Below are 19996 nucleotides of genomic sequence, written 5' to 3'. Positions count from 1 at the left end.
ACGGTGCCCGACGCCGCCGGATGCCCGCCCTCCGCTCAGCCGACCGCCGGCGTTCCCGAAGGCTCCGGGGCGCTCAGTACCGCTTCCCGTTCCTCGGCCGTGAGGGGCGGGGCGGTCAGGGGAGGGCGGCGCGGGCCGCGCAGTACGGCGAAGACGACCTCCGGTCTGACCAGCGCGGACAGGGGCGCGGAGAGGGTGAACACGGCCAGGAACGCCTGGGCGACCAGGGGGCGTCCCGCCGCCGTCCGCAGGAGCCGTTCGACATAGCGCCCCAGCAACTTCCGCGTGGCCCCGGGCTGCTCGCCGATCGCGCCCGGGTAGCGGATGTCCGTGCCCGTGGCCAGCTCCCAGGCGATCGTCACCGGAAGCGCCACCGCTCGCTGTACCCGCCGCGCGAGCCCCGGCGCCGCGATCCCGTGCTCGGCGAGCTGCCCGCGCAGCGCCAGCGCGCCCTGCGCGGCCACCGCCATGCCGTGCCCGTAGACCGGATTGTAGGTGGCGACGGCGTCGCCGAGCGCGACGAACCCCTCCGGCCAGCCCTTGACCTTTTCGAAGAAGCGCCGCCGGTTGATCGTGCTGCGGCTGATGGTGACGTCCGTCAGCGGCTGCGCGTGCGCGATCAGCTCGCCCACCACGGGGTGGCGCAGACCGCGAGCGAACAGCTCGAACTCCTCGGCGGAGTCGGTCGGCTGTCCGTCGCGGGTGCCCGACAGCGTCACCAGCCAGCGCCCGCCCTCGACGGGCACGATCGTCGCGGACCGGCCCGGCACCGGCTGCGCCGGGTCGGGCTGTACACCGACCACGGGGTAGTCCTCGGTGCCCGCCGGTGCCCGGAAGATCCGGCTGGCGTAGGTGAGTCCGGAGTCGACCTCGTCCAGCGGCGCAGGTGCGACGCCCAGCGCGTCGAGCCAGAGGGTGGAGCGCGAGCCGCGCCCCGAGGCGTCCACCACCAGGTCGGCAGGCAGCACCCGTTGCTCACCGTCGCGGGTCCGCACGCGCACGCCCGTCACCCGGGAGGCGTCGCCCTCCAGACCTAGCAGCTCAGTGCCGTCCACGACGGTCACCCGGTCCTTCGTGGCGACCTGGTCGCGCAGGACCGAGTCGAGCAGATCACGGCTGCACGAGATCATGAAGTCCATCTCGGGCCAGCGCCGCAGCCAGCCCTGCGCCGTCAGCGAGACGAATCCGGTGGGCAGCGGGATCCGGCGGGCGCCCGCGGCGAGCCAGGCGGCGGTCACCCCCGGCAGCAGCTCCTCCATCGCACGGGCGCCGCCGGACAGCAGCAGATGGGCGTGCCGGGCCTGCGGGAGGCCCTTGCGCGGCGCGGGCCCGTCCGGCAGGACGTCGCGCTCGACGACGGTGACCTCGGCGTACGGGTCCAGGGCGGCGGCCGCCAGCAGACCGGCCGTCCCCGCGCCGATGACGACGGCCCGACGGGGGGCCGTAGCTCTGTCGCCTGCTGCCGCGCTAGCGGGATTGCTCATGAAAGTCGCTCTCTGGCCTGGTCGCGGCCCGTCCTTTGACGGCCGCGACGACGGGTGACTGACGCAGGGCCATCGACATCCTCACGAGGTCGCGTGGACCCTCGGCGGAAGCGGCGGGGGCTGCCTCCGCCGCGCTGATGACCCTGCCCTCCGGGTCGGCCGCCCTGGCCCGCACCGCCGCCGTCACCATCGCCGCGTCGGCCTCGGCCTGAGCCTGGGCGGGCTCGGAGCCCGCCGTCACGGCCGCGTCGTAGGCGAGGGAGCGTACCTCGGAGTCGAAGTAGGGGTACAGGCTGAGCATGCCGTCGTGGATGTCGGACTCCCGCTGGGTGACCTGGAGTTCGGCGGAGGACCACCAGGAGATCCGCACCGCGTGGTCCGCGTGCGCCGAGACCGTCCTCAGCTCGCGCCACAGCGGCCCGAGCCGGCGGTACGTCGACCAGGTGGTCCAGCTGTCCCCGATGCGCTGGCAGGCCAGCGGGAGCAGGAAGCCGACCGCGCTGACCTGGGCTCCGACGGAGGCCAGTACAGGGGCCACGTCGGTGCTCAGACCGTCCAGGTTCGCGCCGTTCCAGCGGGCCACCACGGCGATGAACTTGGTCGCCGCGTAGGGGACGTTGAAGAGGAAGCCGACCGCGATCGTCAGCAGCCCGGCGCGCAGCCAGCCGTCCACTTGAAGGGCCCAGCGCCAGCACATGACGTTCATCGCGACGCCCGCGACGGTCAGCGCCACGAGGTAGAGGACGATCATCTCGCGGATGAACGGGGTGTTGGCGTAGTAGGTGTCGAGGTCCCGCAGGCGCTCCTCGGGGCAGTTTCCGAGCAGGTAGAGCACGACCAGCGCCACGCTGACGACGCCGTACCCGGTGATCCAGCGGCGGGAGAGCCGGCGGGTGACCTCGGGGGGGCCGCCGCGCCAGTGGATGATCAGCACCAGACAGGACGCGCTGAAGACGCTCAGCAGGCAGTAGACCAGGGGCGCCGAGACGTTGGGGATGCCGGTGAGGTCATTGACCTCGGCGATGGTCGGCGGAGCCGCGAAGAGGAACACCAGGCAGGCCAGCGCCAGCAGGATGCCCACCGACCGCAGCAGCGGGTCGCGCCAGCCGCGGATCAGGGTGGGCGCCTTGACGGCGAGGGCGACGCCCATGGCGACGGCCGGGACGTAGTAGCTGGATCCGTCCATGTCCGGGAGGGCGCCTCAGCCCTGCGGTCCGCGGTACCCCAGGGACGCCTCGATGCGGCCGGCCAGACCGTCCCGGCTCACCGGCCCGCGCAGTGGCGAACCGGCCAGCCAGGTACGGCACTTGCTGGCGAGCAGCAGACCGAAGCTTTCGGCTTCCTTCTCGTCCGCGAGGTCGAAGCGGGTGCGCGCGGCGACCCTCAGGACGGTCGCCTGCAGATCGGCGGTGTCACTGAGTAAGCGGGCCGCGACGGCGGCGCCCTCGACGTGGTGACTGCAGTGCCCGGCCTTCATGTGCCACAGCTCGTGGCCGAGGATCACCAACTGGTGGTCGGGGGCGGTGCGTTCCTCGATGACGACGAGGTCCTGGTCGGCCATGTCGAGCCACAGCCCGCTGGCCGTGCCGGGCGGGAACGCGGCCGTACGGAACTGGACGGGACGGCCGCGGCGTCTGCTCATGGCGTCGCACAGGGCGGCGTACAGGTCGGCGGGTTCCGCCGGTGCCGGGAGCGAGAGCTCCGCGACCAGCTCGCCGCACAGGCGGCGCATGTCCCTTCCGATGCCCACAGTTCTCCCCCGGATCACGACTCGGGCCGCTTGACGCTCTCCAAGAGCATGTCCAGCCACTCGGCGACCTTGTCGCGGTGCTGGTCGGTGGGCAACTGCGCGGCCCGCCAGGCGATTCCGCGGACACCGTGGTCCTGGAGCAGCCGCTCCAGCGGGTCGTCGGCGGCCGCGGCCGCCTCGCGCTCACGGTCGGCGAGCTGTTGCAGGAGCTCCTGTTCCGAGCGCTGCAGGGCACCCACGAGCGCCTCGGAGTCCTCGGCCGTCAGGAACCCCGCGTGCACCCGGAAGAAGCGCTGGATGGCGTCGCAGTGCTCCATGGTGGGGCGCCGGTCTCCGTTGATGAGGGCGCCCGCCTGTTGACGCGACATTCCGGCGCCGTCGGCGATCTCCTGTTGGGTGTATTTGCGCCCATTGGGCTTGAGCCGGGTGCGGCGCAACAGGTCCAGGCGCTGGAGGAAGCGGGCCTGCAGATCGGGTTCCCCGGCGGGGCGACCGCTCAGCATGGCCCGCACCACGGGTTGGGGTACGCCGGACTCGGCCGACAGGCGCTGGACGTCGAAAACCTCGGAGTGCTGCACATCGAGCCGGTCGGCGAGTGCGGTGACCCGGGCCACGACGGCCGGCAGCAGAACCGTCGCCGTGGCGCCCGGAACTTCGAAGCCATCCGTCACCGACTGATCTCCTACGTCTCTCTCAGTCTCGCTCAGGTCTGTCAGGTCCCTCTCACAAGGGTCAGGGACCAACGGGAGACTAGCCGCTCGCTCGAACTCACATCCAGCGGTCGCCACAACTGTGGCGCGAATCAGCCGTCAACAAGCGCCAAATGCCACGATAGTTGACATGGCTGAGCTCCGGGCAGCAGGATCGGGGCGCCGCGTGAAGGCCGCAGAGGCAAGAGGGGTGACCTCCCGATGGCGTACCAGGCAGGATGGCAGCGGTCCCAGCCGCGACCTGTCCCCGAGAGTCTCGAGGCTCAGGCGTATCTCCAGGACTACGCCACTCTTCTGGAGGCCGTCGCGTTCCCGTCCGTCGTCTTCGACCACCGCTGGGACGTCGTGTTGGCCAACGCCGCGTTCGAGACACTTTTCAGCGGCGTAGGCCCCCATCCGACCGCCATGCCGGGTGACAACTTCCTCCGGTTCGTCCTCTTTCACCCGGACGCGGCAACGGTCCTCGGTGAGCACGAGTCGAGCTGGTGCCTGCCGCTGCTGGCCCAGTTCGCCGCGGCGGTGGAGCGCCACGGTCAGGACCGCGGACTCCAGTCGATCCGCCGGGACATCGCCCAGGACCCGATCATGGAAGCCGCCTACCGGCAGGGCCTGCCGCACTGGATCCGCGCCGTCGGCCCGGACGCCGTCGAGCACGACGGCGCCGTACGGCCGCTGGTGCACCCCGATCCCCGCTGGGGCCGCATGGACTGCCGGATCGTCGGCGAGACCCCCAAGACCGTTCAGGACATGGGATATACGCGTATGACCCTGGTCCTGCGCGAGGCGCGGCACATGACGGCCGGACCGCGCAGGACACGCAACGGCGCGGCGGAGCTCCGCGTGGTGTGAGCCCGCTCGGCGGTCCGGGGTGTGGGCCCGCTCAGGGATCCAGTACAACGAGCACGAGGGGCACTCCGTCGCACGGGATCAGCCGCATCCCGTCGTGGCGCGCGGTCCGCGCCCCTGCCAGTACGGCCCCGAAGTCCGGGCCCTTGGTGAGCGATCCGGCCAGATGCGCCGGATCGGCGGACGCGGCCACCCGCCCGCGCCCGTTCACCAAGTGGGCGGCCCCGGGCAGCTGTTGGAGCAGCGGCACGACCGCCGCCTCGAAGTGCCGCAGATATACGTCGGCAGCGGCGACTCCCACGAACCGGCCCTCCACCTGCACGGGTGCGGACAGCGTCAGGCTGTACTCGTCGGAGCAGAGGTAGTCCACATAGGGGCCGGCGACCGCCCGCTGCCCGGTGTCACGGGGGAGGGCGAACCAGTCCCAGTGCGTGTAGTCGGAGTACGCGGAGTGCGCGGGGTCGAGGTCGAGCAGCAGCGGCCGTACGTCTCCGTCGGAGCCGGTCTGCCACCACTCCAGCCACGCCGGTACGTCGCTCAGCAGTCCCGGCGCCGCGACGAATCCGACGCCCGACACCAACTCCTGCCGGGCGAGCCGGAGGTGAAGCCCCGGGCGCAGCGCGGCCAGGTCGACGGTCGCGGGGCGACGGCCCTGCGCGGCGACCCCGGTGAGCCGTGCCGTGGTGTCGGCGCGGGTCTCGGCGACCGCCTCGAACACGGCCTCAAGGGTGGAGCGGACCTGGGCGGCGACGGCCGCCTCCGGTGTCGCGTCAAGCGTCGCCGTGGCGCCGGCCGGACCGGGGCTCCTGCTCATGGACGCCCTCCAGCGGACGGGGACCGGACGCGGCGCGCGGCATCGCGAGGCGGAGGGCGATGAGCCGTGCCGTCGAGGCCTGGACGCACCGCTCGGCCAGCGCTCTGGCCGATGCGTGGGCTCCATCTTGCACGGCCGAGATTACGGAGCGGTGACGGTCTGCGACTTCTTCACGATATGCGTCGTCCCCGAGCACGAGACACAACAGTGCCCCCACCTCCGTCTGGAGCGCGACCTGCTCGCGGGTCAGCCGGGCGGACTGGGCCGCCGCGGCGAGCTCGACATGAAACCGGCCGTAGACCCGGCTGCGCGCCGCGGCGTCCTCGGCGGACGCCAGCTCATCCAGTGTGCGCCGCAGTTGCTGCAGGTCACCCGGCTCCGTGCGCTCCGCGGCCAGCTGGGCGGCCGCGCCCGACAGGGCGGCCCAGTGGTCGCCCAGATCGCGCAGCTCCTCCGTGCTCCAGCCGGCCAGCCGCACCCTGAGCCGCTCCTCGCCGGGTTCCTCGGGGAGGGAGACGAAGCTGCCGCCGCCGCGCCCCCTGCGGGTGGTGACCAGCCCTTGCTGGCGCAGCGCCATCAGCGCCTCGCGCAGGGTGACCGTGGACACGCCGAGCTGACCGGCCAGCTCCATCTCGCCGGGCAGCTGCTCCCCGTCGGCGAGCAGGCCGAGCTCGATGGCGTCGCTGAGCCTGCGGATGACCGTGTCCACCCGGGCGCGGTTGTCCACGGGGGTGAAAACGGCTCTGCGGGCACCCTCGGCGTTGTTGTTCACGTACTGCTTCACGGCCACCACCTTGTGCGTTGACTCAACCTTTACTCTAAGGGGGTCTTGAGCTTTGAACTATGACTTCATATCTTTCCGGTCAACGCGCCAGTGCACCAGAAAGGTTCCCGCCCATGGAGGCAACAGCGATCCGGCTCCAGGGCCTGCGGAAGGCGTTCGGTGAGACGACCGCCGTGGCCGGAGTGGACCTGGACATCGCCGACGGTGAGTTCTTCTCGATGCTCGGCCCGTCCGGCTCGGGCAAGACGACCGTCCTGCGGATGATCGCCGGCTTCGAGAGCCCGACCGCGGGCCGGATCGAGCTGGCGGGCCAGGAGGTCACCGGGCTGGCCCCCTTCGAGCGGGACGTGCACACCGTCTTCCAGGACTACGCGCTGTTCCCGCACATGACCGTCGAGCAGAACGTCGCGTACGGCCTCAAGGTCCGCAAGGTGCCCAAGGCCGAGCGGCTCCGACAGGCCCGCGAAGCGCTCGCGGACGTACGCCTCGAAGGCTTCGGGGCCCGCCGCCCCTCCCAGCTCTCCGGCGGTCAGCGTCAGCGCGTCGCACTCGCCCGCGCCCTCGTCGGGCGCCCCCGGGTGCTGCTGCTCGACGAGCCGCTCGGCGCCCTCGACCTCAAGCTGCGCGAGCAGATGCAGGTCGAACTCAAGGCGATCCAGCGCGAGGTCGGCATCACCTTCGTCTTCGTCACCCACGACCAGGAGGAGGCCCTGACGATGAGCGACCGCATCGCCGTCTTCAACCAGGGCCGCATCGAACAGGTCGGCACCCCGGCCGAGATCTACGAACGCCCCGCCACCCCCTTCGTCGCGGGCTTCGTCGGCACCTCCAACCTGCTCGAAGGCGACTGTGCGCAGCAGGTGGTGGGCGCCTCGGGCACGTACAGCATCAGGCCCGAGAAGATCCGGGTTCTCAAGGAGTCCGCCGAGGCCGACGAGCCGGGGCACTCCACCGCCACGGGCATCGTCGTCGAGGTCGTCTATCTGGGCGACGCCACCCGTTTCCTGGTTGACCTCGACGCGGGCGGACGTCTGACCGCGCTCCAGCAGAACCTGGAGACCTCCTCCGAGGACGTCGCCGCCTATCGCGGCACCCGGGTCCGGCTCCAGTGGCACCACCGTCACACCTTCAAGGTCCCCGTCCCCCGCTGACGACCCCCACGCTCAGTCCCCCATCACGTATGGAGTACGTCGTGCGCCCCAACCGAACCCTCCAAACCTCTCTTTTCTCGTTCACCGCCGTCGCGGTGCTCCTCGCCGCGACCGCCTGCGGGTCGTCCGACTCGGGCGCCTCCTCGGCCACCGGCCTCAACCCCCCCGACCTCAAGGCGCAGTCGAAGCTGGGCAAGACCGAGGGCCAGGTCAACCTGGTCGCCTGGGCCGGGTATGTCGAGGACGGCTCCAACGACCCCAAGGTCGACTGGGTCAGCGACTTCGAGAAGCAGACCGGTTGTCAGGTCAACTCCAAGGTCGCCGCCAGCTCCGACGAGATGGTCAAGCTGATGAAGACCGGCCAGTACGACGCCGTCTCCGCCTCCGGCGACGCGTCCCTGCGCCTCATAGCCTCCGGCGACGCGGCCCCGGTCAACACCAGCCTCGTGCCGAACTACAAGGACGTCTTCAGCGGCCTGAAGAACGGGGCCTGGAACTCCGTCGACGGCAAGATGTACGGCATCCCGCACGGCCGCGGCGCAAACCTGCTGATGTACAACACGCAGAAGGTCACGCCGGCCCCCACCTCCTGGTCCGCGGTCTTCGACGACGCCTCGAAGCACAAGGGGCACGTGACGGCGTACGACTCGCCGATCTACATCGCCGACGCGGCGCTGTATCTGAAGGCGACCAAGCCGGAGTTGAAGATCAAGGACCCCTACGCGCTGGACCAGAAGCAGTTCGACGCGGCCGTCGCGCTGCTGAAGAAGCAGAGTGCGAACGTGGGGGAGTACTGGAGCGACTACCTCAAGGAGATCTCCGCCTTCAAGAGTGGTGACTCCGTGGTCGGCACCACCTGGCAGGTCATCGCCAACCTCGCGCAGGACGAGGGCGCCAAGGTGAAGGCCTTCGTGCCCGAGGAAGGCTCCACGGGCTGGTCGGACACCTGGATGATCGCCGCCAAGGCCAAGCACCCCAACTGTGCCTACAAATGGATGGACTGGATCATCTCGCCGAAGGTGAACGCCCAGGTCGCCGAGTACTTCGGTGAGGCCCCGGCCAACTCCAAGGCGTGCACCGAGACCAGCGACAAGTCCTTCTGCGACACCTTCCACGCGGCCGACGAGAGCTACTGGAAGAACATCGCCTTCTGGAACACGCCCATCGAGCAGTGCCTGGACGGCCGCACCGACGTGAAGTGCGTGCCGTACGCGAAGTGGGTCCAGGCCTGGACCGAGATCAAGGGCTGAGAGACAACCGATGACCTCCACCGCGCAGGCCGCCGGACGGTCCCCCGTCCGGCGGCTCGCCGGGGCCCTGCACCGCCGGCCGCGGCTCAGGCTGTCCCTGCTGCTCACCGCACCGCTGCTGTGGCTGGCCGTGCTCTACCTCGGCTCGCTGGCCGTGCTGTTCGTCTCGGCGTTCTGGACGACCGACTCATTCACCTCCGAGGTCGTGAAGGTCTGGTCGACCGACAACTTCCACGCCCTGTTCACGACGCCTGTGTTCCGGCAGGTGATCCTGCGCAGCATCGGTGTGGCGCTCGCCGTCACCGCTCTGTCCGCGGTGATCGCCTTCCCGGTCGCCTTCTACACGGCCCGCATCGCCAAGCCCAAGTGGCGGCCGTTGCTCGTGGTCGCCATTCTCACGCCGCTGTGGGCGAGTTATCTCGTCAAGGTGTACGCCTGGCGGCTGATCCTCTCCCAAGGAGGCTTCGCCGACCGGATGTTGAAGCCCTTCGGGCTCAGCGGACCCGGGTTCGGACTGTTCGCGGCGATCATCGCGCTGACCTACCTCTGGTTGCCGTACATGATCCTGCCGATCCACACGGCACTGGAGCAGCTGCCCGCCAACCTGCTCGACGCGTCGGCGGACTTGGGCGCCCGCGCCGGACGCACCTTCCGCTCGGTCGTGGTCCCGATGGTGCTGCCGTCCCTGGCGGCAGGCTCGGTCTTCACCTTCTCGCTCAGCCTCGGGGACTACATCACCGTGCAGATCGTCGGCGGCAAGACCCAGCTGATCGGCAACCTCGTCTACTCCAACATCGAACTGAACCTGCCCATGGCCGCCGCGCTCGGCACGGTCCCCGTCGTCGTCATCGTGCTCTACCTGCTCGCGATGCGCCGCACGGGCGCCTTGAGCAGTCTCTGAGGAGCCCGCCGTGCAACTCTCCCGTTCCGCGCGCATCGCGCTCCGCGTCGCCGCAGGGGTCGGCTTCGCGTTCATCTACGTCCCGCTCGCGCTGGTCCTGGTCAACTCCTTCAACCCGGACCGCAGTGCGAGCTGGCCGCCGTCCGGACTCACCTTCCGCTGGTGGTCGGTCGCCTGGGAGAACGAGGGTGCCCGCGCGGCGCTCTGGGTCTCGGTGAAGGCGGGCCTGGGCGCCACGGCCATCGCCCTGGTGCTGGGCACGCTGATCGCCTTCGCCGTGGCCCGGCACCGGTTCTTCGGCCGCGACGCCATCTCGTTCGTGGTCGTCCTGCCGATCGCGCTGCCCGGCATCGTCACCGGCATCGCGCTCAACTCTGCGTTCAGTACGGTACTTGAGCCACTCGGCGTCGGTCTCGGCCTGTTCACCGTGATCGTCGGTCACGCCACCTTCTGCATCGTGGTCGTCTTCAACAACGTCGTCGCGAGGCTTCGGCGTACCTCGGGCTCGTACGAGGAAGCGGCGACGGATCTGGGCGCGGACACCTTCCGGGCCTTCATCGACGTCACCTTCCCGCTGGTGCGCTCGGCGCTGCTGGCGGGCGGACTGCTCGCCTTCGCGCTCTCCTTCGACGAGATCGTGGTGACGACGTTCACGGCCGGGCCCGGCATCGAGACCCTGCCGATCTGGATCTTCAACAACATGACGCGGCCCCAGCAGGCACCGGTCGTGAACGTCGTGGCGGCGGTGCTCGTCCTGCTCTCCGTGCTCCCGATCTACGCGGCCCAGCGGCTGTCCGCCGACACGGCGTCCGGGAGCCGGGTGTGAACGGGAGCAGGATGCGATGCGGGCCGCCCGGCGAACTCCCGCATCCATGCCCCGACTTCGTCGGCCGAGCGGGGCAGCCCGGTCGTCGACCGCTGGGCGGCCTCATGGAAGCCGGCGTGGGTCGTGCAGCTGGCCACCACCGCGGACCCGGTCTCCCTGGAGGCGCTGCGTCCCGCCGCCCGGGAGATCGTGACCGCGGCGGCGGCAGGTGACCTCATCGCCTACGTCGAGGCGGACATCCGCTTCCACCTCGGTCTGCTCGCCCTCGCGGGCAACGCCCACCTGGTCGAGGTCGTCGGCGACCTCCGCAAGCGCTCGCGCCTGTACGGCCTCAACGCCCTGGTCGAGGCGGGCCGCCTCCAGGACTCCGCCGAGGAGCACCTCGAAATCCTCGACGCCCTGGTGGACCGCGACCCCGAGGCCGTGCGCAGGGTCATGACCCGGCACCTGGGCCATGTCCGTGGCCTGTGGGCGGCCCACTAGGTTCGACTGGGCCAAGTGAGTGTTACGCAAGCGGCTTGCAATTCTTGCGCTATTCTTGCGCGCATGACGCGACGACTTGCTCAGGTGGCGAAAAAGGTCGGGGTCAGCGAGGCCACGGTCAGCCGGGTGCTCAACGGGAAGCCCGGCGTCTCCGACTCCACCCGGCAGGCGGTGCTCTCGGCGCTGGACGTGCTCGGCTACGAGCGGCCCACCCAGCTGCGCGGTGAACGCGCGCGGCTCGTGGGGCTCGTCCTGCCCGAGCTGCAGAACCCGATCTTCCCGGCGTTCGCCGAAGTGATCGGCGGGGCGCTCGCCCAGCTCGGGCTGACGCCGGTGCTCTGCACCCAGACCAAGGGCGGCGTGTCCGAGGCGGACTACGTGGATCTGCTGCTCCAGCAGCAGGTCTCCGGTGTGGTGTTCGCGGGCGGACTGTACGCGCAGGCCGACGCCCCGCACGAGCACTACCGGCAGCTCGCGGACCGCAACATCCCGGTGGTGCTGGTGAACGCGGCCATCGAGCACCTGGGCTTCCCCGGCGTCTCCTGCGACGACGCCGTGGCGGTCGAGCAGGCCTGGCGTCACCTCGTCTCGCTCGGTCACGAGCGCATCGGTCTGGTCCTCGGGCCCGCCGACCACATGCCCTCGGCGCGGAAGCTGGCGGCGGCCCGCGCACTCGCCCCCGAGCTGCCCGACGCACACATCGCGCGGGCCATGTTCTCGATCGAGGGCGGCCACGCGGCGGCCGCCCGGCTCATCGACCGCGGGGTCACCGGCTTCATCTGCGCCAGCGATCCGCTCGCCCTCGGTGTCGTACGCGCCGCCCGTCGCAAGGGACTCGGCGTGCCCTCGCAGGTGTCCGTCGTCGGCTACGACGACTCCGCGCTGATGAACTGCACCGAGCCGCCCCTGACCACCGTCCGCCAGCCCATCGAGTCGATGGGCCGGGCGGCGGTCGAGCTGCTGAACGCCCAGATCGGCGGGAGCAGCGTCACCCCCGAAGAGCTTCTGTTCGAACCGGAGTTGGTGGTCCGGGGGTCCACCGCGCAAGCGCCCCGCCCCTGAGATCCATTCTGCTGTCAAATAATTCCAGATTCTGCGCGACATCTTGCGGACCTTTGTCGGCGGTGCTTGAGTGTGCGGCGCCAGCACACGGCGGTGCGCCAGATCAAGGTGGCGCGCCCCCGTGGGCCTTCCTCGCTCCTGCCCAAAGGGGTCCACCGATGAGAAGCACCGGGTTCCGCCGTACCTTCGTCGTGCTCACGGCGTCCGCCCTCGCGCTCACCGCCACCGCCTGCGGTGGCAGCGACGACGGCTCCGCGGGTGGCAAGACCCGCATCACGGTCAACTGCATGCCTCCGAAGAGCGCCAAGGTCGACCGCTCGTTCTTCGAGGCCGACATCAAGGCGTTCGAGAAGCAGAACCCGGACATCGACGTCGTCGCGCACGACGCGTTCCCCTGCCAGGACCCCAAGACGTTCGACGCCAAGCTCGCCGGCGGCCAGATGGAGGACGTCTTCTACACGTACTTCACCGACGCCAAGCACGTCGTCGACATCAGCCAGGCCGCCGACATCACCTCGTACGTCAAGGACCTCAAGAGCTACGGCACCATCCAGCAGCAGCTGCGCGACATCTACACCGTCGACGGCAAGATCTACGGAGTGCCGCGCACCGGCTACTCGATGGGACTCATCTACAACCGCAAGCTCTTCCAGAAGGCCGGTCTCGACCCCGACAAGCCCCCGGCGACCTGGGAAGAAGTGCGCGCGGACGCCAGGAAGATAGCCGCGCTCGGCGACGGCACCGTCGGCTACGCCGACTACAGCGCCCAGAACCAGGGCGGCTGGCACTTCACCGCCGAGATGTACTCGCAGGGCGGCGACGTCGTGGCGGCGGACGGCAAGAAGGCCAGCGTCGACACCCCGGAGGGCAAGGCCGTCCTGCAGAACCTGCACGACATGCGCTGGAGCGACAACTCCATGGGCAGCAAGCAGCTCCTCGTCATCAACGACGTCCAGCAGCTGATGGGCTCCGGCAAGCTCGGGATGTACCTCTCCGCGCCCGACAACATCCCGATCCTCGTCAAGGAGAAGGGCGGCGACTACAAGGACCTCGCCCTCGCGCCCATGCCCGGCGGCAAGGGCACGCTCATCGGCGGCGACGGCTACATGTTCAACAAGAAGGACAGCCCCGAGCAGATCAAGGCCGGCCTGAAGTGGCTCGACCACATGTTCCTCACCCCCGGCAAGGGCTTCCTCGGCGACTACGCCCGCGCCAAGCAGAACAACGCCCCCGTCGGCCTCCCCGAGCCCCGGCTCTTCACCGGCGCAGCCGACGCGAAGGACCAGCAGGTCAAGAAGGCCAACGCCAATGTGCCCGTGGAGAACTACCAGGCCTTCCTGGACGGCAACCAGAGCCTGCAGATGAAGATCGAGCCGCCCCAGGCCCAGCAGATCTACTCGGTCCTCGACGGAGCCGTCTCCGCGGTCCTCACCAAGAAGGACGCGAACATCGACCAGCTCCTCAAGGACGCCTCCGGGAAGATCGACTCCATCCTGGCCCGGGGCTGACCACGCCTATGAAGACCGCATCGAAGCCCGTGGTGCTTCCTCCGGCCGCCGTCGGCGCGCCGGAGGTACCGCGGTCGGCCGGGCGCCGGGCAGGGGGCCCGTGGCGCCGGCGCCTGGCCGACCAGTCCCGCGCGTACGCCTTCCTCGTCGGGGGCCTGCTCTGCTTCGCGCTGTTCTCCTGGTACCCCGCGATCCGCGCGGTCGTGATCGCCTTCCAGAAGTACACGCCGGGCTCACCGCCCCAGTGGGTCGGCACCGCGAACTTCACCCGCGTCCTGCACGACCCGGAGTTCACCGCGGCCTGGCGCAACACGTTCACCTTCACGCTCCTCGCCCTGCTCATCGGCTTCGCCGTCCCGTTCGTGATGGCCCTGGTCCTCAACGAACTCCGCCACGCGAAGGCCTTCTTCAGGGTCGTGGTGTACCTGCCGGTGATGATCCCGCCGGTGGTCAGCGCCCTGCTGTGGAAGTGGTTCTACGATCCCGGAGCGGGCCTCGCCAACGAGGCGCTGCGCTTTCTGCACCTGCCCACCTCGAACTGGTCCAACGGCGCCGACACCGCGCTCGTCTCCCTGGTCATCGTGGCCACCTGGGCCAACATGGGCGGCACGGTCCTGATCTACCTGGCCGCGCTCCAGGGCATTCCGGGGGAGCTGTACGAGGCGGCGGAGCTGGACGGCGCGAACATCCTCCAGCGCATCCGGCACGTGACGATCCCGCAGACCCGTTTCATCGTCCTCATGCTGATGCTCCTTCAGATCATCGCCACGATGCAGGTCTTCACCGAGCCGTTCGTCATCACCGGCGGCGGCCCGGAGAACGCCACGGTCACCGTCCTCTACCTCATCTACAAGTACGCGTTCCTCTACAACGACTTCGGGGGCGCTTGCGCGCTGAGCGTCATGCTCCTCGTGCTGCTCGGCCTCTTCTCCGCGGTCTATCTGCGGCTGACCCGCTCGTCGGGGGAGGAGTACTCATGAGCAGCGGCACCCGCACCCTGGTCTCCCCTCTCACCCTTGCCCGCCCCCGCGGCAAGGCCCTCTACTGGACCGTCTTCACGGCCGTCGTCCTGCTCTTCGCGCTCGCCTTCCTCTTCCCGGTCTACTGGATGGTGACCGGCGCGATGAAGTCCCCGGACGAGGTGACGCGGACCCCGCCGACCCTCGTGCCCAAGGCATGGCATCTCAGCGGCTACACCGACGCCTGGGACCTGATGGACCTGCCCACCCACCTGTGGAACACGGTGGTGCAGGCCGCCGGCGCCTGGCTGCTCCAGCTCGTGTTCTGCACGGCCGCCGCGTACGCCCTCTCCAAGCTGAAGCCCGCCTTCGGCAAGGTGATCCTCGGCGGCATCCTCGCCACCCTGATGGTCCCGGCGCAGGCGCTGGTCGTGCCGAAGTACCTGACCGTCGCCGACCTCCCGCTGATCCACACCAGCCTGCTCAACGACCCGCTCGGCATCTGGCTGCCCGCCGTGGCCAACGCCTTCAACCTCTATCTCCTCAAGCGCTTCTTCGACCAGATCCCGCGTGATGTCCTGGAGGCCGCCGAGATCGACGGTGCCGGACGGCTGCGCACCCTCTGGTCCATCGTGCTGCCCATGTCCCGCCCCGTCCTGGGCGTCGTGTCGATCTTCGCCCTGGTCGCCGTCTGGCAGGACTTCCTCTGGCCGTTGATGGTCTTCTCCGACACCGACAAGCAGCCGATCAGCGTGGCCCTCGTCCAGCTGTCGCAGAACATCCAGCTGACCGTGCTCATCGCCGCGATGGTGATCGCCAGCATCCCCATGGTCCTGATGTTCCTGGTGTTCCAGCGGCACATCATCGCCGGGATCAGCGCGGGCAGCACGAAGGGCTGACACCGACCCCCGCAACAGAAAGGCAGGCACCGTGGGACAGCCCACCCATGCCCAGAACTGGTGGCGCTCCGCCGTCATCTACCAGGTGTACGTCCGCAGCTTCGCGGACGGCGACGGCGACGGCACCGGCGACCTCGCGGGCGTCCGCGCCAGACTCCCGTATCTCGCCGAACTCGGCGTGGACGCGCTGTGGTTCAACCCCTGGTACCTGTCCCCGATGAAGGACGGCGGCTACGACGTCGCCGACTACCGTGTCATCGACCCGGCCTTCGGGACGCTCGCCGAGGCGGAGAAGCTCATCGCCGAGGCGAAGGGGCTGGGCATCCGCACGCTCGTCGACATCGTGCCCAACCACGTCTCCGACCGACATCCCTGGTTCCGGGCCGCCTTGGCCGGGGGGCCCGAACGCGAGCTCTTCCACTTCCGTCCCGGACGCGGCGAACACGGCGAACTCCCGCCCAACGACTGGCCGTCCCAGTTCGCCGGCTCCGCCGAACCCGTCTGGACCCGGCTGCCCGACGGCACCTGGTACCTCCACCTGTTCACCCCCGAGCAGCCCGACCTCAACTGGGCGCACCCCGCCGTCCGCCAGGAACACGAGGAGATCCTGCGGTTCTGGTTCGAGCGCGGCGTGGCGGGCGTCCGCATCGACTCGGCCGCCCTGCTCGCCAAGGACCCGGACCTCCCCGACTTCGTCGAGGGCCGCGACCCGCATCCGTACGTCGACCGCGACGAACTCCATGACATCTACCGCTCCTGGCGCACGGTCGCCGACGCCTACGACGGCATCTTCGTCGGCGAGGTCTGGCTCCCCGACACCGAGCGTTTCGCCCGCTATCTGCGCCCCGACGAACTCCACACCGCCTTCAACTTCTCCTTCCTGTCCTGCCCCTGGGACGCCGGACGCCTGCGGACGTCCATCGACGAGACCCTCGCCGAACACGCCCCGGTCGGCGCTCCCGCCACCTGGGTGCTGTGCAACCACGACGTGACCCGCACGGTCACCCGCTACGGCCGCACCGACACCGGCTTCGACTTCGCCACCAAGGCCTTCGGCACCCCGACCGACCTCGCTCTGGGCACCCGCCGCGCCCGCGCCGCCGCCCTGCTCTCGCTCGCGCTGCCCGGCGCCGTCTACCTCTACCAGGGCGAGGAGCTGGGCCTGCCCGAGGCCGAGATACCCCGCGACCGCATCCAGGACCCGATGCACTTCCGCTCCGGCGGCACCGACCCGGGACGGGACGGCTGCCGGGTCCCGCTCCCGTGGACGGCCGACGCGCCGTACGCGGGCTTCGGCGGCGAGCCGTGGCTGCCGCAGCCGAGCGGCTGGTCCGCGTACGCCGCCGACGTCCAGGCCGCCGACCCCGGCTCGATGCTCTCCCTCTACCGCGCGGCCCTGAGGACCAGGCCGGAGTTCGGCGACGGCCCGCTCACCTGGCTGCCCGCGCCCGAGGGGGTGCTCGCCTTCACCCGGCCCGGACAGGAGGGACGGCTGCTGTGCGTCGCGAACCTCGCCGACGCCCCCGCCGACCTCCCCGACCACTCCCGACTCCTGCTCGGCAGCGGTCCCCTGGACCCACAGGGGCGACTGCCGAAGGACACGGCGGTCTGGCTGCGCGGCTGAGACCGCGTCGACCGCATACCGCTGTCCCCGCACCCCCACCACGAAGGGATCAGCACATGCACAGCAGCTTCAGATCTGTCAGGCGCATGCCAACCTTCATCACCGTCACCGCCACCACCGTCGCCCTGGCGGCCGGCATGCTGGTGATGACCGCACCCGCCGCGCACGCGGCCGTCGGTGCCGACCTGCCCTTCACCTCGGTCGAGGCCGAGTCCGCCACGACCACCGGCGCGAAGATCGGGCCCGACTACACCCAGGGCACCCTCGCCTCGGAGGCGTCCGGGCGGCAGGCGGTACGGCTGACCGCGGGCCAGCGGGTCGAGTTCACCGTGCCGCGCGCGGCCAACGCGGTGAACGTGTCCTACAACGTCCCCGACGGCCAGTCCGGCGCCCTCGACGTCTACGTCAACGGCCAGAAGCTCGCCAAGACACTCGCCGTCACCTCCAAGTACTCCTACGTCGACACGAGTTGGATCGCCGGCGCGAAGACCCACCACTTCTTCGACAACGCCCGGCTGCTGCTCGGCCAGAATGTGCAGCCGGGCGACAAGGTGGCCTTCCAGGCGACATCCACCCAGGTGACCGTGGACGTGGCCGACTTCGAGCAGGTGGCCGCCGACGCGACGCGCCCCGCCGGATCGGTGTCCGTCACCGACAAGGGCGCGGACCCCAGCGGCCAGGGCGACTCGACCCAGGCGTTCCGGGACGCGATCTCCGCCGCGCAAGGGGGAGTGGTGTGGATCCCGCCGGGCGACTATCGCGTCACCTCCTCGCTGAACGGCGTCCAGAACGTCACCCTCCAGGGCGCCGGCAGCTGGTACTCCGTCGTCCACACCTCACGCTTCATCGACCAGACCAGCTCGTCCGGAGGCGTCCACCTCAAGGACTTCGCCGTCATCGGCGAGGTCACCGAGCGCGTCGACTCCAACCCGGACAACTTCGTCAACGGCTCACTGGGCCCGAACTCCAGCGTCTCCGGTATGTGGCTCCAGCACCTCAAGGTCGGCCTCTGGCTGACCGGCGACAACGACAACCTCGTCGTCGAGAACAACCGCATCCTCGACACCACCGCCGACGGCCTCAACCTCAACGGCAACGCGCGCGGGGTCCGGGTGCGGGGCAACTTCCTGCGCAACAACGGTGACGACGCCCTCGCCATGTGGTCGCTGTACTCACCCGACACCAACAGCAGCTTCGAGAACAACACCATCTCGCAGCCGAACCTTGCCAACGGCATCGCGATCTACGGCGGCACCGACCTCGCCGTGACGAACAACCTGGTCGCCGACACCAACGCCCTCGGCAGCGGCATCGCGATCTCCAACCAGAAGTTCCTCGACCCCTTCTCCCCGCTCGCGGGCACGATCACGGTCTCCGGGAACACCCTCGTGCGCGCGGGCGCGATGAACCCCAACTGGAACCACCCGATGGGCGCGCTGCGCGTCGACTCCTATGACAGCGCCGTCGAGGCGACCGTCAACATCACCAGTACGACGATCACCGACAGTCCCTACAGCGCCTTCGAGTTCGTGTCGGGCGGTGGCCACGGCTACGCGACCAAGAACATCACGGTGGACGGCGCGACGGTCAGGAACACCGGCACGGTCGTCGTCCAGGCCGAGTCGCAGGGCGCGGCCAAGTTCAGCAATGTGCAGGCCACGGGGGTCGGCGCGGCGGGCGTCTACAACTGCCCCTACCCGAACGGTTCCGGCGCCTTCACGCTCACCAACGGTGGCGGCAACTCCGGCTGGGACACCACCTGGGCGGACTGCTCCACCTGGCCCCAGCCCGGCGCCGGGAACCCGGACCCCGACCCCGCCCGCAACCTCGCCAAGGGCCGCCCGGCCTCCGCCACCGGCTCCCAGGACGTCTACACCCCCGGCAAGGCGGTCGACGGCGACGCGAACAGCTACTGGGAGTCCACCAACAACGCCTTCCCGCAGGCCTGGACGGTGGACCTCGGCTCGAACCAGCCCGCCCGCCGCCTCGTGCTGAAGCTGCCGCCCGCCTCGGTCTGGCAGGCGCGCACACAGACCCTGTCGGTCCTGGGCAGCACGGACGGCTCGGCGTACTCGACGGTCGTCGCCTCGAAGGACTACCGCTTCGACCCGGCCACCGGGAACACGGTGACGGTCACCCTGCCCAGCGGCACGAACCTGCGCTACCTCCGGCTCGATGTCACCGCCAACACCGGGTGGCCCGCCGCCCAGTTCAGCGAGGTGGAGGCGTATCTGTCTTGAGGCCGAAGGGCGCCCCGCGCTTCGCCGCCTGGATCTGCTCGTACACATGGGTCCGCAGTTCGGCGAAGCGCGGGGCGACCCGGGTGTGCAACTGGTCCCGCTCGTCGGGGGAGATCGACCTTCAGCTGCTCCTGTACGACGGTGGGGGAAGCGGAGAGGATCAGGACCCGTTCGCCGAGGTACACGGCCTCGTCGATGTCGTGGGTGACGAACAGGATCGTGATGCCGCGTTCCCGCCACAGGCCGCGCACCAGGTCCTCCAGATCGGCCCGGGTCTGCGCGTCGACCGCCGCGAACGGCTCGTCCATCAGCAGGACGTCGGGCTCGTACGCGAGCGCGCGGGCGATCGCGACGCGCTGCTGCATCCCGCCGGACAGCTGCCACGGGTAGGCCCCCGCGGCATCCGTGAGCCCGACCGAACCCAACGCGTCCGTGACCATCTCCCGGCGCCGCACCTTGCTCAACGGCTTCTGCTTCAGAGGCAGTCCGACGTTCTCCCGCACGCGCATCCAGGGGAACAGACTGCGTCCGTACTCCTGGAACACGATCGCCATTGCCAGAACGAGGCGTACACGACGAGGAGGAGGACGGAGCGCAGTTCGGTGCCGTAGAGCAGGACGGCGAGGGGGATCAGGGCGACGGAGGGGATCGGGCGCAGGAACTCGATCGTCGAGGCGGTGGCCTCGCGCGGACACGGCACGACCG

General features: G+C 69.9%; 17 protein-coding genes and 3 pseudogenes. 12 read left to right on the top strand and 8 right to left on the bottom strand.

Going from position 1 to position 19996, the window contains the following annotated elements:
- Positions 1–35: 35 nt before the first annotated feature.
- From ABZ656_RS21360 to ABZ656_RS21345, 4 genes are read right to left on the bottom strand one after another with little or no spacing between them, the layout of a single operon-like run.
- Positions 36–1484, bottom strand: coding sequence for an FAD-dependent monooxygenase (locus ABZ656_RS21360; protein ID WP_360269791.1), 1449 nt, complete (start codon positions 1482–1484; stop codon positions 36–38).
- Positions 1468–2670, bottom strand: a complete 1203-nt coding sequence (locus ABZ656_RS21355) for an MAB_1171c family putative transporter (protein ID WP_101402047.1) — start codon at positions 2668–2670, stop codon at positions 1468–1470. The genes ABZ656_RS21360 and ABZ656_RS21355 overlap by 17 nt, the downstream gene beginning before the upstream one ends.
- Before the next feature lie 15 nt (positions 2671–2685).
- Positions 2686–3216 (bottom strand): toxin-antitoxin system, toxin component, encoded by a 531-nt coding sequence (locus tag ABZ656_RS21350; protein ID WP_101403922.1) that lies wholly within the window; start codon positions 3214–3216, stop codon positions 2686–2688.
- A gap of 32 nt (positions 3217–3248) precedes the next feature.
- Positions 3249–3905, bottom strand: a complete 657-nt coding sequence (locus ABZ656_RS21345; protein WP_101402048.1) for a helix-turn-helix transcriptional regulator — start codon at positions 3903–3905, stop codon at positions 3249–3251.
- 240 nt (positions 3906–4145) lie between these two features.
- Here ABZ656_RS21345 and ABZ656_RS21340 point away from each other — a divergent pair, with 240 nt between their 5' ends.
- Entirely contained in the window at positions 4146–4793 is a 648-nt protein-coding gene (locus tag ABZ656_RS21340; RefSeq protein WP_101402049.1) for a hypothetical protein, read from the top strand.
- Positions 4794–4824: 31 nt separating this feature from the next.
- Here ABZ656_RS21340 and ABZ656_RS21335 read toward each other — a convergent pair whose 3' ends face one another.
- Together ABZ656_RS21335 and ABZ656_RS21330 are read right to left on the bottom strand one after the other, a co-directional pair.
- On the bottom strand, positions 4825–5604 hold the full coding sequence (locus tag ABZ656_RS21335; protein ID WP_101402050.1) for a PDC sensor domain-containing protein: 780 nt from the start codon (positions 5602–5604) through the stop codon (positions 4825–4827).
- Positions 5561–6388, bottom strand: coding sequence for a GntR family transcriptional regulator (locus ABZ656_RS21330; protein ID WP_101403923.1), 828 nt, complete (start codon positions 6386–6388; stop codon positions 5561–5563). Before ABZ656_RS21330 ends, ABZ656_RS21335 begins: the two co-directional genes overlap by 44 nt.
- Before the next feature lie 113 nt (positions 6389–6501).
- On the opposite strand from ABZ656_RS21330, the gene ABZ656_RS21325 reads away from it, so the two are divergent.
- The 11 genes and pseudogenes from ABZ656_RS21325 (at position 6502) to ABZ656_RS21275 (ending at position 19291) form a co-directional block, all read left to right on the top strand.
- Positions 6502–7539 (top strand): ABC transporter ATP-binding protein, encoded by a 1038-nt coding sequence (locus ABZ656_RS21325; protein WP_101402051.1) that lies wholly within the window; start codon positions 6502–6504, stop codon positions 7537–7539.
- 29 nt (positions 7540–7568) lie between these two features.
- The gene (locus tag ABZ656_RS21320; RefSeq protein WP_180362181.1) at positions 7569–8789 is read left to right on the top strand and encodes an ABC transporter substrate-binding protein; all 1221 of its coding nucleotides are present in this window, start codon (positions 7569–7571) and stop codon (positions 8787–8789) included.
- Positions 8790–8799: 10 nt separating this feature from the next.
- Positions 8800–9690: an ABC transporter permease gene (locus ABZ656_RS21315; protein ID WP_101402052.1), complete on the top strand. Its 891-nt coding sequence runs from the start codon at positions 8800–8802 to the stop codon at positions 9688–9690.
- 10 nt (positions 9691–9700) lie between these two features.
- Positions 9701–10516 carry an ABC transporter permease gene (locus tag ABZ656_RS21310; protein WP_101402053.1) on the top strand — a complete coding sequence of 272 codons (816 nt, stop codon included), beginning with the start codon at positions 9701–9703 and terminating at the stop codon, positions 10514–10516.
- Between the two features lie 120 nt (positions 10517–10636).
- Positions 10637–10999 (top strand): annotated as a pseudogene (locus ABZ656_RS21305) (FCD domain-containing protein); the annotation flags it as partial.
- Positions 11000–11062: 63 nt separating this feature from the next.
- Entirely contained in the window at positions 11063–12061 is a 999-nt protein-coding gene (locus tag ABZ656_RS21300; RefSeq protein WP_180362182.1) for a LacI family DNA-binding transcriptional regulator, read from the top strand.
- A gap of 158 nt (positions 12062–12219) precedes the next feature.
- Complete coding sequence (locus ABZ656_RS21295; protein ID WP_360269786.1) at positions 12220–13569, top strand: extracellular solute-binding protein; 1350 nt, start codon at positions 12220–12222, stop codon at positions 13567–13569.
- Between the two features lie 8 nt (positions 13570–13577).
- A complete protein-coding gene (locus ABZ656_RS21290; RefSeq protein ID WP_101402056.1) occupies positions 13578–14549 on the top strand; it encodes a sugar ABC transporter permease in 972 nt (323 codons plus the stop codon).
- On the top strand, positions 14546–15427 hold the full coding sequence (locus ABZ656_RS21285) for a carbohydrate ABC transporter permease (RefSeq protein WP_067361564.1): 882 nt from the start codon (positions 14546–14548) through the stop codon (positions 15425–15427). Before ABZ656_RS21290 ends, ABZ656_RS21285 begins: the two co-directional genes overlap by 4 nt.
- Before the next feature lie 31 nt (positions 15428–15458).
- The gene (locus ABZ656_RS21280; RefSeq protein WP_360269784.1) at positions 15459–17051 is read left to right on the top strand and encodes a glycoside hydrolase family 13 protein; all 1593 of its coding nucleotides are present in this window, start codon (positions 15459–15461) and stop codon (positions 17049–17051) included.
- A 56-nt stretch (positions 17052–17107) separates the two neighbouring features.
- Positions 17108–19291, top strand: a complete 2184-nt coding sequence (locus ABZ656_RS21275) for a discoidin domain-containing protein (protein WP_360269782.1) — start codon at positions 17108–17110, stop codon at positions 19289–19291.
- Here ABZ656_RS21275 and ABZ656_RS21270 read toward each other — a convergent pair.
- Together ABZ656_RS21270 and ABZ656_RS21265 are read right to left on the bottom strand one after the other, a co-directional pair.
- Positions 19263–19845: pseudogene (locus ABZ656_RS21270) on the bottom strand (ABC transporter ATP-binding protein); the annotation flags it as partial. The gene ABZ656_RS21275 and the pseudogene ABZ656_RS21270 sit on opposite strands and share 29 nt — an antisense overlap.
- Positions 19845–19996 (bottom strand): annotated as a pseudogene (locus ABZ656_RS21265) (ABC transporter permease); the annotation flags it as partial. The pseudogenes ABZ656_RS21265 and ABZ656_RS21270, both read right to left, overlap by 1 nt.

This window comes from Streptomyces sp. NPDC007095 (genome assembly GCF_040634475.1).
Taxonomy (GTDB): domain Bacteria; phylum Actinomycetota; class Actinomycetes; order Streptomycetales; family Streptomycetaceae; genus Streptomyces.
Note: the sequence above shows the minus strand (reverse complement) of the source record. Positions and strands in the feature narration are given on the sequence as shown.